This window comes from Microbispora sp. NPDC046973, from assembly GCF_040644495.1.
GTDB lineage: Bacteria > Actinomycetota > Actinomycetes > Streptosporangiales > Streptosporangiaceae > Microbispora.
Genome location: NZ_JBEYWQ010000003.1, coordinates 310485 through 324343, shown reverse-complemented (window position 1 = coordinate 324343; position 13859 = coordinate 310485). Strand labels below are relative to the sequence as shown.

Below are 13859 nucleotides of genomic sequence, written 5' to 3'. Positions count from 1 at the left end.
AGCGAGATCGTCAACCGGCCTTCAGCGTCCCCCAACCTGGAGTCACGCCGCCGATTCCCCGTCGGCGCCGCCCCGGAACCCGCCGTCTGTGCAGGTGAACAGGGTGACGCGTACCGGCCCGTCGCAACCGTCGCCGGCACCGCGCCACACCGCGGGGCGCACTCCACCTGCGCGAAGGGACGCACCCCATGACGATCCTGTCTCAGCTGACCGCCGTCGGCACCATCGGCGCCCTGCTCCTCGCCATCCTCACGGTGGTCTATGTGTTCTCCGCTGACTCCGGCCGCCGGGCCCGGGCGCTGCGGGTGCTGCGCCTCCTGCTGCGCCGCTGACACCGGCACCAGCCGGTGCCGCCCCTTCCACACCGGCGGGCGGGGGCGGCCCGGCCACCTGGCAGAGCCTTCTGTCCTCAAGTAGTCACTGACGTGCAGAGTGATTGTCTAGGCCGGGAGGGGTCGGCCGACCAGGGCCGCTCCCTCCCGGGAACCATCAACGCCGATGCCCCGGCAAGACCAGCAGGGTGATCGAATTCGCCGGGTACGTCGCTGTTACCCGGCCCTGGTGCACCTTGAGATCGTCACCGCGCACGATCGAGTTGAGATCGGCCGGGCTGTAGGTGAACCGCTGGGCCGTGGCGTTGCCGTGCAGTCCGGCGATCGACAACGGTGAGGTCAGCTCACCGCCGGTCTTGTTGATGACCATCAGGGTCAGCGCCTTGTCGCGCGAGCGCTGCGCCCCGTACACCGCCAGCTGCCCTTGATCGCTGCTGGCCGCCGACACGCTCACGTCGCCGAACCGGCTCCCCGCGCCGTCATAGTTGCGATACATCCGGAACGCGTAGGCGCCGGGCTGCGTCGGCTGGGGTTCGCCCCAGATGGTCGCGAGGTCGAGACCCTCGCGCCCGAAGATGCCGAGAACGTCGGCCTGCGCCAGGGCGCCGTTGATGTCGTCCAGCGCGCCCCAGTTGTACTCGGTGATCGCGGTCTTCGTGCCGGGGTAGTACTGCGCGACCCACTCCTTCATCTTGCGGATGAACTGCAGCGGCGGCGCGTTCACGCCCGTGGGGCCGATCCAGGACTCCTCGACGTACGTCGGGTCCCACAGCGAACGCGTGGACCGCAGCCGCCACGCGTTGGACTCGGGGTCCTTCCCGCCGTTGATCTGCGGGTAGTAGTGCTGGTCGAAGTAGTTGAGCATGCGCTTGCCGCCGTGCGCGTCGCTGTAGTCCTTCATGTTCTTCAGGAACCACTGCGACAGGTTGAGCCCGCCGTGCGCGGCCGCGTCGGCGCCCGGCGCACATCCGTCGACCCCGGACGCGACCCACTCGCAGTATCCCCAGCCGGACGGGCCGAGCACCGCCGCGCTCGGGTCGGCGGCCTTGATGGCCGCGGCGGTCGCGGTGCTCTTGCTGCCCAGTTCGTCGTACGAGACCGCCTCGGGGTGCACGTCGCGATGCGTGGAGTTCCACAACACCGGCTCGTTGTCGAGCTCGTAGATCGACACGCCGCCGCGCGCCGCCGTACCGAACCGGCTCACGAGATGCGACACCATCTCGCCGTCGAACGAGGCGTCCACCGGGATCGAGGTGTCCTCGGGCACCGCCCCGGTGAGGTTCGCGTTGTTGAGCCTGCCGTTGCCGCAGCCGGCGTCCCACTGGTCGAATCCGTCTTGAGCGGGGAACCGGCTGGCAGGGAATCCGCAGGCGAACGGGTGCTGGGCGGGCGAGTCCTTGGCCACCCACCCGCTCATCGGCACGGTGACGACCTGTTTGCTGCCGCGGTCCTGGTTGGTCTTGACGAACGCCTCGACCGTGTTGTCGGGCCCGGCGACGATGTTCTCGAAGTACCAGTCGCTTCCCGTGTTGTACGTGTGGTTCTTGAAGTTGTAACGCGTGCTCGCGTTGCCGCCCCAGCGCGCCACCGGCAGGCCGATCTCGGCGGCGAACGCCGGGTCGGCGCCGTTCATGCCGTAGATGTCCGGACTGATCGCGTGCCGGGCGGCGGACAGGTCCACCGACAACGTAGGACCCGCTGCCGCCGCAGCCGGGTCCAGGGCCGACTGGGCGGTCAACGTCCCCGCCACGAAGGACACCGCTACGCCGAGCGTCGTGGCCGATCGCAGCTTCCGCCGCCGTCGTACACCCATCATCGACGCTCCCGTCAATCAGCCCATCGGTCAACAACCGAGGAGCCTGACCGGACGCTTCACCCGAGTCAAGGCGCTGCAGTCGCGCGGAGACGGGCGGCCAGGCGGTACCAAGAAATCTTGGGCCCCTGACTTGGTGCGTCTCCTGGTCAAGCCTCGGCCGCCCCGTAACGACCCGGCCGCGGTTCAAGAGGACATCCTGAAAGTTGCACACGGCCCACGAATTCGGCCGGTGGCGACTCCACAACTCCTCGACGGGGGCAGGCAGAGCGAAGCGCTCGCGGACCTTGCTGAAGAACATCTCTCGGTGCGGACAACCATCCCGGCCAAGACCGATCAGCCAGCCGACCGCCCCGACCTCCAGACGGCGCTCGTCGGCAAACTCCTCAATCCACACCCGGAACGCCTGGTCTAGGTCTATGAGGGTGGTGTCCAGATCGAAGAGCGCAAGCCGCTGCACGAGAACGCCGTAGTCGGTCACCTACGTTCCACCGCATCAACGCTGCGCCCCCACATGCCACCCCCGCCCGGACACAGTGAACCCCGCCCTCCATGTACGGAAGGCGGAGTTTCTGCATGTCAGGGGCTACTTGAGGAGCTGACGGGCCATGACCATGCGCTGGATCTGGTTGGTGCCCTCGTAGATCTGGGTGATCTTGGCGTCGCGCATCATCCGCTCGACCGGGAACTCGCGCGTGTAGCCGTACCCGCCCAGCAACTGGACGGCGTCGGTGGTGATCTCCATGGCGGCGTCGGAGGCGGCGCACTTGGCGGCGCTGGAGAAGAACGTGAGGTCCTTGACCGGGGTGCCGTGCATGGCCAGCTCCGACTTCGCGGCGGCGGCGTAGGTGAGCTGGCGGGCGGCCTCCAGCTTCATCGCCATGTCGGCGATCATGAACTGCAGGCCCTGGAAGTCGGCGATCGGCTTGCCGAACTGCTTGCGCTCCTTGACGTATCCGAGCGCGTAGTCGAGCGCGCCCTGGGCGATGCCGAGCGCCTGGGCGGCGATCGTGATGCGGGTGTGGTCGAGCGTGGCCAGAGCGGTCTTGAACCCGGTGCCCGGCTCGCCGATCATCCGCGAGGCCGGGATGCGGACATTCTCCAGGATGACCTGGCGGGTGGGCGAGCCCTTGATGCCGAGCTTCTTCTCCTTGGGCCCGAACGAGACGCCCTCGTCGTCCTTCTCCACCACGAACGCCGAGATCCCGCGGGCGCCGGCCGACGGGTCGGTCACGGCCATGACCGTGTAGTACTCCGACACCCCCGCGTTGGTGATCCACATCTTGGTGCCGTTGAGCACGTAGTGGTCGCCGTCGCGCTCGGCCCTGGTCTTCATCGCGGCGGCGTCGGAGCCCGCCTCCGGCTCCGACAGGGCGTAGGAGAACATCGCCTCACCGCGCGCGACCGGCGTCAGGTAGCGCTGCTTGAGCTCCTCCGACGCCGACAGCAGCAGCGGCACGGTGCCCAGCTTGTTGACGGCCGGGATCAGCGAGGACGAGGCGCATGCGCGGGCGACCTCCTCGATCACGATCACGGTCGCGAGCGCGTCGGCGCCCGCCCCGCCGTACGCCTCGGGGATGTGGACGGCGTGCAGGTCGGCCGCGACGAGGTCCTTGTAGACCTCCCAGGGGAACTCCTCGTTCTCGTCGGCCGCCGCGGCACGCGGGGCGATCTTCTCGTCAGCGAGGGCCCGGACCGTCTCACGGAGCATCTCGTGCTCCTCAGCGGGGGCGTAGAGAGGGAAGCTCATAACGCCGATACTAGGACGTCCGACTAGAAAGTTACCAGTCAGTACGACCCCCTCCCTGACAGAACGCCCTGACAGGGACGGGGAAGTACCGGCCGGGCGTCGACCGGGCACGTCCGGAGCCGTACCGTGGGGGCCAAGGCGCCGGTTTGCCCAGGTGGCTCACAGGGCAGTTGACTGGGCCGGTACCATGCCAGATCACAAAGAGTCGGTAAGAGGGGAGCATGCCGTGCCGTACCGCCTCACTGTGCTGGGGACCGGATACCTGGGTGCTACGCACGCGGCGTGCATGGCCGAACTGGGCTTCGAAGTGCTCGGTCTGGACGTGGACCAGAGCAAGATCGAACGACTGCAGCGCGGCGAGCTGCCGATTCACGAGCCCGGACTGCAGGAGCTCCTCCGCCGCAACCTCGACTCGGGCAGGCTGCGCTTCACCACCTCCTATGAGGAGGTGGCGAAGTTCGGCGACGTCCACTTCATCTGTGTGGGCACGCCCCAGAAGAAGGGCGAGCAGGCCGCCGACGTCTCCTATCTCGACGCGGTCGTCGACTCGCTGGCTCCCCACCTCGACCGCGAGTGCCTGGTCGTGGGCAAGTCCACGGTGCCGGTCGGCACCGCCGAGCGCCTCGCGGACAAGCTCGTACGGCTCTCGCCCGCCGGGATGCAGGTCGAGCTGGCCTGGAACCCGGAGTTCCTGCGTGAGGGCTTCGCCGTGCAGGACACGCTCCGTCCCGACCGGATCGTGCTCGGGGTCGCCTCCGAGCGGGCCGAGAAGGTGCTGCGGGACGTCTACGCGCCCCTGGGCGAGGTCCCGATCGTGGTGACCGACTTCCCCACGGCAGAGCTGGTGAAGTCGGCCGCCAACGCTTTTCTCGCCACGAAGATCTCGTTCATCAACGCCATGGCCGAGGTCTGCGAGGCCGCCGGCGGCGACGTCACCCAGCTGTCGCAGGCGCTGTCGTACGACGAGCGGATCGGCGGCAGGTATCTCAACCCCGGTCTCGGCTTCGGCGGCGGCTGCCTGCCGAAGGACATCAGGGCGTTCACGGCCAGGGCCGACGAGCTCGGCGCATCCCAGGCGCTCGCCTTCCTCCGCGAGGTCGACGAGATCAACATGCGCCGTCGCGTCCGGACGGTGGACCTCACCCGCGACATCCTGGGCGGGGCGTTCGACGGCCGCAGGGTCGCGGTGCTGGGAGCGGCGTTCAAGCCCAACTCCGACGACATCCGCGACTCGCCGGCCCTGGACGTGGCCGTGAAGATCGCCGAGCAGGGCGGGCAGGTCACGGTCTACGACCCGGTCGCCCTGACCAACGCACGGGCCGCTCACCCTCACCTCGGGTACGCCGGGTCGGCGCTGGAGGCCGCCCAGGGGGCCGACGTCGTGCTGCTGCTCACCGAGTGGCAGGAGTTCGTCGCCCTCGACCCCGAGGAGCTGGGAACGGTCGTCGCCGTCCGCACGATCGTCGACGGGCGCAACGCGCTCGACGCGGACACCTGGCGCGAAGCCGGCTGGGACTACCGCGCCCTCGGCCGTCCCTGATCTCCCCGCCGACCTCGCCGACCTCGCCGGCCGTGCTCGCCCAGGTACGGCCGGAGCGGCCGAGGAGCGCCGTCACCCCGCCCTGAGGCGGACGAGGGGCAGGAAGAGGTCGTCGACGATCTCGGCGATGACCTCCTCGGAGACCGGCCGCCCGGTCATCAGGAGTTCGTGACGGATCAGGTCGGTCGGCAGGTCCGCCAGTCGCGGAGTGAGGCGCCGAGGGTCGATCTCCCCGCGCGCGGCGGCACGGTCGAGGACCTGCTCCATCAGGCGCGGTCCCCCGCGTTCCGCCAGGAGCCGCTCCCGCAGGTCGGCCATCGTGGACTCGGTCTCCGCGAAGTACTCGCTCATCTGCATGCTCATCACCACGGCCAACTCGCCGCGCCGCTCCGACATCCACCGCAGCAGGGCCATGAGGTCGCCGCGGAGAGATCCGGTGTCGGGCACCGTGAACGGGTTCTTCCGGCCGTAGTGGGCGATCGCGGCTATCGCCATGTCCGCCCGGCCGGCCCAACGGCGGTGGACGACCGGCCTGCTGGTCTGGGCACGCGCGGCCACACCCTCGAACGTGAAGCCGCCATAGCCGACGCTGACCAGTTCGTCCCAGGCGGCGTCCAGCAACGCCTCCTCCAGTTCGGCCCCGCGCCGCCGGGTTGCGGTCTTCTCTGGCACGACTCCCCCTCAAGATGCACGAGCGCATCTTATTGACGGCACAGGATCCAGCGGATTAGATACACTCATGCATCTAATCTTCCTCCGGAGACCGGCATGAGCACACTGCGGCCGTCCGCCGCCCGGGAACGCCTCGACCCGGGATTCGTCCGGCTCTCGCTCGTCATGCTGACCGGCGCCCTCGCCGTCGTCTTCGACACGACGATCGTCAACATCGCACTGGAGACCTTGGGACGGCAACTGCGCGTGCCGGTCTCGACCGTCCAGTGGATCAGCACGGGCTACCTGCTCGCCCTCGGCATGGCGGTGCCGACGACGAACTGGCTGACCGGCCGTTTCGGCGGCAAGAACGTCTGGCTGTCCGCGCTGGCGCTCTTCCTGGCCGGATCCGTCGGCGCGAGCCTCGCTCCGGACGCACCGACGCTCATCGCCTGCCGGGTGGTGCAGGGCGCGGGCGGCGGTCTCATGCTGCCCGTCATGCAGACGCTCCTGGTCCAGGCCGCGAACGGGCGTTCACTCGGCCGCGCCACGGCGGTCATCGCGCTGCCCGCCCTGCTGGGCCCGGTGCTCGGCCCGGTCGCCGGCGGCCTGATCGTCCAGCACCTCGGCTGGCGCTGGATGTTCTGGGTCAACGTGCCGTTCTGCCTGGCCGGGCTCGCGCTAGCCTGGCGCCTCATGCCCGCGGGGGAACGCGACCGCGACGCGGCGCTCGACTGGATCGGCCTGGCCCTGCTGTGTCCCGGCATCGCCGCGATCATCTTCGGGCTCTCCCGGGTCGGCGTCACCGGCGGCTTCGGCCACGCCGAGGTGCTCCTGCCGCTCGGCGCGGGCGCCGCGCTCGTCGCCTGCTTCGCCGTACGAGCGCTGAGGACGCAGGGCACCCCGCTCGTCGACGTGCGGCTGCTGCGGAACCCCTCGTTCGGCGCGGCGAGCGCGTTGATGTTCCTGTCGGGCTTCGTCCTGTACGGCGCGATGCTGCTGATCCCGCTCTACTTCCAGCGCATAGGCGGCAGCGACGCGCTCACGGCCGGTCTCCTGCTCGCCCCGCAGGGCATCGGCGTGCTGCTGAGCAGGGGACCGGCCGGCACGCTCACCGACCGCCTGGGCGCGCGCCCGGTCACCGCCGTGGGCCTGGCGGTCACGGCACTGGGAACGCTGCCGTTCGCCTGGGCCGGACCGCAGACCGAGACGTGGTGGCTCGTCGCCGCGCTGGTCGTGCGCGGCGTCGGCCTCGGCGCCGTGACCATTCCCATCATGACCAGCGCGTACGAGGGGCTCGCCCGTGACCAGGTGCCGCACGCCAGCGTGATCACGAGGACCCTGCAGCAGATCGGCGGCTCGTTCGGCACCGCCGTGCTGGCCGCGGTCCTCGACAGCGAACTCGCCCGTCATCCCGGCGGGCCGTCGGACGCCGCGGCGGCCTTCGGCCACACGTTCTGGTGGTCCGCCGGCTTCACCGTGCTCGCGCTGGCCGTGTCGGCGTGGCTGCCCTCCCGGCTCACCCGCCGCGCGGCGGGCCGCTGACCGCGCCGGGCCTACTGACCGAGTCGGGCCGCCTCGGCGCGCAGGCGCTCGCCCTTGGCGTGTGCCTGGTCTCGCAGCGTGGCCTGGAACTCCTCCATCCGCCGCCGCAGTCCCTCGTCCGACGCCGCCAGGATCCGTACGGCGAGCAGCCCCGCGTTGCGGGCCCCGCCGACGGCGACGGTCGCCACGGGCACTCCGGCCGGCATCTGGACGATCGACAGCAGCGAGTCCATGCCGTCCAGATACTTGAGCGGCACCGGGACGCCGATCACGGGCAGCGGGGTGACCGAGGCCAGCATGCCCGGCAGGTGGGCCGCGCCGCCCGCGCCCGCGATGATCACCTTCAGCCCGCGCCCCGCGGCGCGGGAGCCGTACTCGATCATCTCCGCGGGCATGCGGTGCGCCGACACCACGTCGGCCTCGAAGGACACGCCGAACTCCGCGACCGCCTCGGCGGCCTGCCGCATCACCGGCCAGTCCGAGTCGCTCCCCATGACGATCCCGACGTCAGGCATCCACAGGTCCTCTCAGGCAGGTGACGGCGTGGTGGGCGCGGGCCCGCACCTCGTCGAGGTCGGTCCCGAGGGCGGTGACGTGCCCGATCTTGCGGCCGGGCCGGACGTCCTTGCCGTAGAAGTGGATCTTGATGCCCGGGTCGTTGGCCATCACGTGCTCGTAGCGGGAGTACACGTCGGGGTCGGGCCCGCCGAGCAGGTTGGCCATGACGACGACCGGCGCGGTCATCGACGGCGACCCGAGCGGCAGGTTGAGCACGGCCCGCAGGTGCTGCTCGAACTGCGAGGTGCGGGCGCCCTCGATCGTCCAGTGACCGCTGTTGTGCGGGCGCATGGCCAGCTCGTTGACCACGAGCCCGGACTTCGTGACGAACATCTCGACCGCGAGGAGCCCGGTCACGCCGAGGTCGCGGGCGATCGTGAGCGCGACACGCTGGGCGTCCGCCGCCTCCTCCTCGCCCAGGCCGGGCGCGGGCGCGATGACCTCGACGCAGATGCCGTCCTTCTGCACGGTCTCGACCACGGGATAGCTGACGCCCTGCCCGTGCGAGGACCGGGCGACCAGCACGGCGACCTCCCGCTCGAACGGGACGAACGCCTCGGCCAGCAGGGCCACACCGGTGGCGAGCACCTCACGGGCCTCGTCGGGGGTCTCGCACACCCACACGCCCCGGCCGTCGTAGCCGCCGCGCACCGCCTTCAGCACGACGGGCCAGCCGTGCTCCTCGGCGAACGCCTCGACACCGGCCAGGTCCTCGACGCGGGCCCAGGCCGGGCAGGGGGCGCCGATCGCGGTGAGCCGCTCCCGCATGACCGCCTTGTCCTGCGCGTGGACCAGGGCGTCCGCCCCGGGGTGCACGGCGTGACCGTCGGCGGCCAGCGCCCGGATGTGCTCGGTCGGCACGTGCTCGTGGTCGAAGGTGACGGCGTCGCACCCCTTCGCGAACTCGCGCAGATCGGCGAGGTCGCGGTAGTCGCCGAGCCGGGTGTCCACGATCACCTTGGCGGCGCTCTCGTCACGGGTGTTCGCGAGCACGCGCAGGTCGATGCCGAGCGCGATCGCGGCCTGCTGCGTCATCCTCGCCAGCTGGCCCGCGCCGACCATGCCCACCACGGGCGCGGTCACGGGCGTCGAAGGGGGTACGTTCGGGCTGTTCACGACACGTCAGCCTACCTATTGCGCGGCGCCACCCGGTCAGCCGGATCCCTCGGTGATGTCGGCGAGGACCCGGCGCATGCCGACCGTCGTCATCGTGTTGTCCTTCGCCACCTTGGTGGCCAGCAGCAGGATCTCGCTGCCGGTGACGGTCGTGGCCGCGCCGCCCGTGAAGGCGCGTACGTCGGCGGCCCGGTAGAGGGGACGGACGAGGGAGGAACGGCCCGCGCCCGGCTTCTGGGTGAAGACGACGCGCAGCGCGTGGAACACCAGCGACCCGCCGCCGGGCAGCGCGAGCGCGCGGGCCGGTCCCTCGATGCGCACGTCGGTGGACAGGTGATCGGGACGGACCCTGCCGGGGGCGCGGACCAGTTCCGTGAGAAGGCGGCGCATGGGGTCGCCGGAGGCGAAGCGCACCCCGCTGACCCCGACCCCGTTCACTCCGCCGGGATCGGTCAGGAACGCGACGTGCCGGGTGGGCGCGAGCCGTGCTCCGATGGCCGCGTCCGGGTCGGCCGCGGCGTCGATCACCGCACCGTCCACGCCGCCCTTCACCTCGGGCGCCTTGCCGACGAGCGGGATCGGCCCGGCGCCGAGCCGCCATCGGCCGTCCGCCCGTACGAAGACGAAGTAGGCGGGCTCGGGCTTGCGGGCCAGCACGGCGAACCAGGCGCCGTCCTCGCCGTCCTGCCGGCCGGGCAGCAGGAACTCCGGATCCTGATGGGCCCGGAAGGCGGGCGCGGCGCGGCCCTCGCGGGCGGCCGCGCAGACACGGCTCCCGACGGTGCGCTCCACGCCGGTCGTGAGCTGCTCGATCTCGGCGCAGTCCCGGTCCTTCCAGGCGTCGGACAGGTCGCCGAGGCCGTCTAAGGCCGCCTGCGCGTCGGCCGTGGTGATCTCGACCGTCGCCGGGGACGTGGCGCCCGGCTCGGCCGGGGTCTCGCGTACGCCCTCGGTCCCACACCCCGCGAGCAGGACGAGGCCGAGACCGAGGGCCGTGAGTCTGCGCAACACGAGAAAGGCCACCCCTCCAGAACGCGCACGTCCCCGAACGAAGTGATCCTGGTCGGGCGAGAGCGTAGTGCGAAGAGCACCCGCTCATCCCAGATAGCAGGATTTTTCTTGAAATGTTCTTTGATGACCTGGGACGAAGCGGGCGAAGGTTGCGGCAAGACCCCGATTTGTGCTTGCTACCGGTAGCCTGAGAGGACCTCGCCGCCGACCATGGCCGCCGATCAGGAAGGACCGTGCGGGACGTGCAGTTTCTACGACGCGCCTACGAGCGGTTCGCCGCGCTCATCCACGAATTGATCAAGTTCGGCCTGGTGGGCGCGATCGCGTTCGTCATCGACTTCGGCGGCGCCAACGTGCTGCGGTTCGGCGTCGGCATGGGCCCGCTGTTTTCGAAGGTCATCGCCACGATCGTCGCCGCCACGTTCGCGTACTTGGGAAACCGCTTCTGGACCTACCGGCATCGCCAGCAGAGCGGCCTGGCGCGCGAGTACGTCCTGTTCTTCCTGCTGAACGGCATCGGCCTGCTGCCCGCGCTGCTCGCCATCGGTTTCGTGACGTACACACTGGGCCTGCACGACACGCTGAGCTACAACATCGCCCAGGGCGTCGGCCTGGTGATCGGCACGCTGTTCCGCCTGTGGTCGTACAAGAAGTGGGTGTTCCTGGCGGCCCCGGAGCTGGCCGAGGAGCCCGCCGAGGGGGCCATCGAGAGAGTCGGCGAGAGGGTCGGCGTGCGGCCCCACTCCGACGTGAAGGCGCAGCCCGACCCTCTCACCACCAGCTGAACCGTCAGGCGGGGCCGCTCACGACACGGTGACGTCCGCTGTCGCGGGTGTGGCGTAAGAAGATGGCGAAGGTCGCCGGGCGGCGCTTGACCAGCTCCAGCCGGCCGCCGTCGGCCGCCACCAGGGCGCGGGCGAGGGTGAGCCCCAGGCCCGTGCCGCCTCCCCCGCTCACGCTCCGCTCGAACACCCGGTGGCCGAGGGCCTCCGGAATGCCCGGGCCCTCGTCGGCCACCTCGATCACCACAGACCTGCCCGTACTCGATGTGTTGATCGTCAGCACGCCGTCGCCGTGCTTGAGGGAGTTCTCCAGCAGGGTGGACAGCACCTGGCTGAGCCCGCCGGTCGTGCCGAGCGCGCTGAGACCCCGGTCGCCCGCGAGCACCAGTGACCGGTGGGCCCGGCGGAACGCCGGCTCCCATTCGGTGATCTGCTGCTCCACCACGTCGTCCACGTCGATCGGCTCCGCCTGGGCGTGACGCTGGCGGCGGGCGGCGGCAAGCAACTCGTCGATCACGGCGGTCAGCCGCTCGACCTGCACGACCGCGGCCTCGCCCTCCTCGCGGACCACCTCGGGCTGGTCGGCCGCCGCGACGATCTCCTCCAGGCGCATGCTCAGCCCGGTCAGCGGCGTACGCAGCTGATGGGAGGCGTCGGTCGCGAACTCGCGCTCCCGCGCGAGCAGGTCGGAGATCCGCAGGGCGCTGCGGTCCAGCACCTCGGCCACGAGATCCAGCTCCGGGATGCCGTAGCGGTGCCTGCTCGGCCTCGCGTCGCCCGAACCCAGCCGCTCCGCGATCCTGGTGAGGTCTTGGAGCGGCAGGTTCAGGCGACGCGAGGTGACGGTGGCCAGCCCGATCGCGGCCCCGAGGGCCACGACCGCGAGCGCGATGATGAGCACCAGCCGCGCATGGGTGTCCTGTTGGATCTGGGCCGCGTCGCGGCTGACGCGTACGTAACCGTTCTCGGAGCGCGCCTCCTCAGTCAGATCACGGCCCGCCGGTGGAGGCGAGCCCACGACGATCGGCGGTTTCCCGCGGACGAACACCTGGAGGTATCGGTCCGGGTAGTTCCGCGCGAGCTGGTCCGGACTGATCCCCTGGCCCTGGCTGAGGGAGTACTCCACTCCGAGCAGCAGCCGGCTCGCGTCCGTTCTGAGCTCCTGGGCGACCTCGTCGCTGATCAAGCGCACGACGACCACACCCAGGGGCACGCCTAACAGCAGTACCGCGATGACCGCGACGAGCAGCATGGAGGAAAGCAGGCGCCGGCGCACGTGCTAGCCCCTCCCCCGCGACCGCCCCACGGCGGCTACTCGCGCTCGAAACGGAAGCCGACCCCTCGGACGGTCGTGATGTAGCGCGGCTTGGCCGCGTCGTCGCCCAGCTTCCGGCGCAGCCACGAGATGTGCATGTCCAGTGTCTTCGTCGACCCCCACCAGTTCGTGTCCCACACCTCGCGCATGATCTGCTCGCGGGTGACGACCTTGCCGGCGTCCCGTACGAGCACGCGCAGCAAATCGAACTCCTTGGTGGTCAGGTGCAGTTCCTTGTCTCCCATCCAGGCCCGGCGGGAGTCGGCATCGATGCGGACGCCTTGCACCACCGGGGTCTCCGATGTTCCGCGCCGGAGCAGGGCCCGCACCCGGGCGAGCAGTTCTGCCAGGCGGAACGGCTTGGTGACGTAGTCGTCGGCCCCGGCGTCGAGACCGACGACGGTGTCGACTTCGTCGACACGGGCGGTGAGGATCAGGACCGGAGTCCCGTGTCCCTCCGCGCGAATGCGGCGCGCGACCTCCAGCCCGTCCATCTCTGGAAGGCCGAGGTCGAGAACAATCAGGTCGACGCCCCCCGACAAGGCCCTCTCCAGGGCCTGCGGGCCATCGGGGCTCACCTCCACCTGATAGCCCTCCCGGCGCAGGGCACGCGCCAGCGGCTCGGAAATCGAGGTGTCATCCTCGGCGAGAAGTACGCAGGTCATGGTGCGATCGTAGGACCTTGTGCGATCGTTTCCCGGCTACAGCGCGCCTTTTGACTTGTCGTTGACCCATCAATTGACCTGGGCAAACACTGATAAATCCGGGATAGTCAGCACGCAAGCGACGCGATCTTCCGCCCTATTCTCGACCATTCCGAACTTCGTCGCTGGAAAGCGGATAATGGCATGAAAAACGCCCGCCGAAGCGATGACGACGGGCGTTGTCCATCTGATTTCCCGTGCCGCCGGAAGCGACGGCCCCGAGATGCCGGATCAGCAGAGCGCGGCTCAGGAGGCCGACGGCGGCTCCGCGTACCGCTGGAGGTACAGCTGCTCGCCCAGGCTCTCCAGCAGGCCCAGCTCGGTCTCCAGGTAGTCGATGTGGTGCTCCTCGTCGGCCAGGATGCGCTCGAAGAGCGTGGCCGAGGTGATGTCCCCCCGCTCCCGCATGAGGGCGATGCCGGGCCGCAGCCGCTTGACCACGCCCAGCTCCAGCTCCAGGTCGGCCTGAAGCTGCTCCCTGACGGTCTGGCCGATGTGCAGGGTGTTCAGCTTCTGGTAGTTCGGCAGCCCCTCCAGGAACAGGATGCGATCGGTGAGTTCCTCCGCGTGCCGCATCTCGTCGATGGACTCCGCCCGCGTGATGGCGGCGAGCTTCGTATATCCCCAGTTCTCCTGCAGCTTGGCGTGCAGGAAGTACTGGTTGATGGCGGTCAGCTCGGAGGTGAGCTGCTCGTTGAGCAGCGCGATGATCTCTTTGTCGCCCTGCATAAGCTTCCTCGAT

14 protein-coding genes are annotated in these 13859 nt (G+C 70.0%); 5 read left to right on the top strand and 9 right to left on the bottom strand.

Going from position 1 to position 13859, the window contains the following annotated elements:
* Positions 1 to 188: 188 nt before the first annotated feature.
* On the top strand, positions 189 to 332 hold the full coding sequence (locus ABZ860_RS08655) for a hypothetical protein (RefSeq protein ID WP_357216988.1): 144 nt from the start codon (positions 189 to 191) through the stop codon (positions 330 to 332).
* A 157-nt stretch (positions 333 to 489) separates the two neighbouring features.
* Here the strand turns inward: ABZ860_RS08655 and ABZ860_RS08650 are convergent, their stop codons facing one another.
* Entirely contained in the window at positions 490 to 2082 is a 1593-nt protein-coding gene (locus ABZ860_RS08650; RefSeq protein WP_357216985.1) for a glycoside hydrolase family 44 protein, read from the bottom strand.
* 25 nt (positions 2083 to 2107) lie between these two features.
* Between ABZ860_RS08650 and ABZ860_RS08645 the strand changes: the two genes are divergently transcribed.
* A complete protein-coding gene (locus tag ABZ860_RS08645; protein WP_357216983.1) occupies positions 2108 to 2560 on the top strand; it encodes a hypothetical protein in 453 nt (150 codons plus the stop codon).
* Between the two features lie 171 nt (positions 2561 to 2731).
* Here the strand turns inward: ABZ860_RS08645 and ABZ860_RS08640 are convergent, their stop codons facing one another.
* On the bottom strand, positions 2732 to 3895 hold the full coding sequence (locus ABZ860_RS08640) for an acyl-CoA dehydrogenase family protein (protein ID WP_357216980.1): 1164 nt from the start codon (positions 3893 to 3895) through the stop codon (positions 2732 to 2734).
* Positions 3896 to 4121: 226 nt separating this feature from the next.
* On the opposite strand from ABZ860_RS08640, the gene ABZ860_RS08635 reads away from it, so the two are divergent.
* Positions 4122 to 5435: a UDP-glucose/GDP-mannose dehydrogenase family protein gene (locus tag ABZ860_RS08635; RefSeq protein WP_357216977.1), complete on the top strand. Its 1314-nt coding sequence runs from the start codon at positions 4122 to 4124 to the stop codon at positions 5433 to 5435.
* Positions 5436 to 5507: 72 nt separating this feature from the next.
* On the opposite strand, the gene ABZ860_RS08630 is transcribed toward ABZ860_RS08635, so the two are convergent.
* Positions 5508 to 6107 carry a TetR/AcrR family transcriptional regulator gene (locus ABZ860_RS08630; protein WP_357216974.1) on the bottom strand — a complete coding sequence of 200 codons (600 nt, stop codon included), beginning with the start codon at positions 6105 to 6107 and terminating at the stop codon, positions 5508 to 5510.
* Between the two features lie 96 nt (positions 6108 to 6203).
* Between ABZ860_RS08630 and ABZ860_RS08625 the strand changes: the two genes are divergently transcribed.
* The gene (locus tag ABZ860_RS08625) at positions 6204 to 7631 is read left to right on the top strand and encodes an MDR family MFS transporter (RefSeq protein WP_357216971.1); all 1428 of its coding nucleotides are present in this window, start codon (positions 6204 to 6206) and stop codon (positions 7629 to 7631) included.
* A gap of 11 nt (positions 7632 to 7642) precedes the next feature.
* On the opposite strand, the gene purE is transcribed toward ABZ860_RS08625, so the two are convergent.
* From purE to ABZ860_RS08610, 3 genes are read right to left on the bottom strand one after another with little or no spacing between them, the layout of a single operon-like run.
* Complete coding sequence (gene purE, locus ABZ860_RS08620; RefSeq protein WP_357216969.1) at positions 7643 to 8146, bottom strand: 5-(carboxyamino)imidazole ribonucleotide mutase; 504 nt, start codon at positions 8144 to 8146, stop codon at positions 7643 to 7645.
* A complete protein-coding gene (locus ABZ860_RS08615) occupies positions 8139 to 9305 on the bottom strand; it encodes a 5-(carboxyamino)imidazole ribonucleotide synthase (RefSeq protein WP_357216966.1) in 1167 nt (388 codons plus the stop codon). Before ABZ860_RS08615 ends, purE begins: the two co-directional genes overlap by 8 nt.
* A gap of 36 nt (positions 9306 to 9341) precedes the next feature.
* The gene (locus ABZ860_RS08610; protein ID WP_357216963.1) at positions 9342 to 10316 is read right to left on the bottom strand and encodes a hypothetical protein; all 975 of its coding nucleotides are present in this window, start codon (positions 10314 to 10316) and stop codon (positions 9342 to 9344) included.
* Positions 10317 to 10558: 242 nt separating this feature from the next.
* Here ABZ860_RS08610 and ABZ860_RS08605 point away from each other — a divergent pair, with 242 nt between their 5' ends.
* The gene (locus ABZ860_RS08605) at positions 10559 to 11101 is read left to right on the top strand and encodes a GtrA family protein (protein ID WP_357216960.1); all 543 of its coding nucleotides are present in this window, start codon (positions 10559 to 10561) and stop codon (positions 11099 to 11101) included.
* 4 nt (positions 11102 to 11105) lie between these two features.
* On the opposite strand, the gene ABZ860_RS08600 is transcribed toward ABZ860_RS08605, so the two are convergent.
* The 3 genes from ABZ860_RS08600 to bfr form a co-directional block, all read right to left on the bottom strand.
* The gene (locus ABZ860_RS08600) at positions 11106 to 12374 is read right to left on the bottom strand and encodes an ATP-binding protein (protein ID WP_357216958.1); all 1269 of its coding nucleotides are present in this window, start codon (positions 12372 to 12374) and stop codon (positions 11106 to 11108) included.
* A gap of 35 nt (positions 12375 to 12409) precedes the next feature.
* On the bottom strand, positions 12410 to 13078 hold the full coding sequence (locus ABZ860_RS08595) for a response regulator transcription factor (protein WP_030451323.1): 669 nt from the start codon (positions 13076 to 13078) through the stop codon (positions 12410 to 12412).
* Positions 13079 to 13363: 285 nt separating this feature from the next.
* Positions 13364 to 13846 carry a bacterioferritin gene (gene bfr, locus ABZ860_RS08590; protein ID WP_357216955.1) on the bottom strand — a complete coding sequence of 161 codons (483 nt, stop codon included), beginning with the start codon at positions 13844 to 13846 and terminating at the stop codon, positions 13364 to 13366.
* Positions 13847 to 13859 lie beyond the last annotated feature (13 nt).

Coding starts and splice junctions, on each gene's coding strand:
- ABZ860_RS08655 (WP_357216988.1), top strand. CDS start 189: ATGACGATCCTGTCTCAGCTGACCGCCGTCGGCACCATCGGCGCCCTG.
- ABZ860_RS08640 (WP_357216980.1), bottom strand. CDS start 3,895: ATGAGCTTCCCTCTCTACGCCCCCGCTGAGGAGCACGAGATGCTCCGT.
- ABZ860_RS08625 (WP_357216971.1), top strand. CDS start 6,204: ATGAGCACACTGCGGCCGTCCGCCGCCCGGGAACGCCTCGACCCGGGA.
- purE (WP_357216969.1), bottom strand. CDS start 8,146: ATGCCTGACGTCGGGATCGTCATGGGGAGCGACTCGGACTGGCCGGTG.
- ABZ860_RS08595 (WP_030451323.1), bottom strand. CDS start 13,078: ATGACCTGCGTACTTCTCGCCGAGGATGACACCTCGATTTCCGAGCCG.
- bfr (WP_357216955.1), bottom strand. CDS start 13,846: ATGCAGGGCGACAAAGAGATCATCGCGCTGCTCAACGAGCAGCTCACC.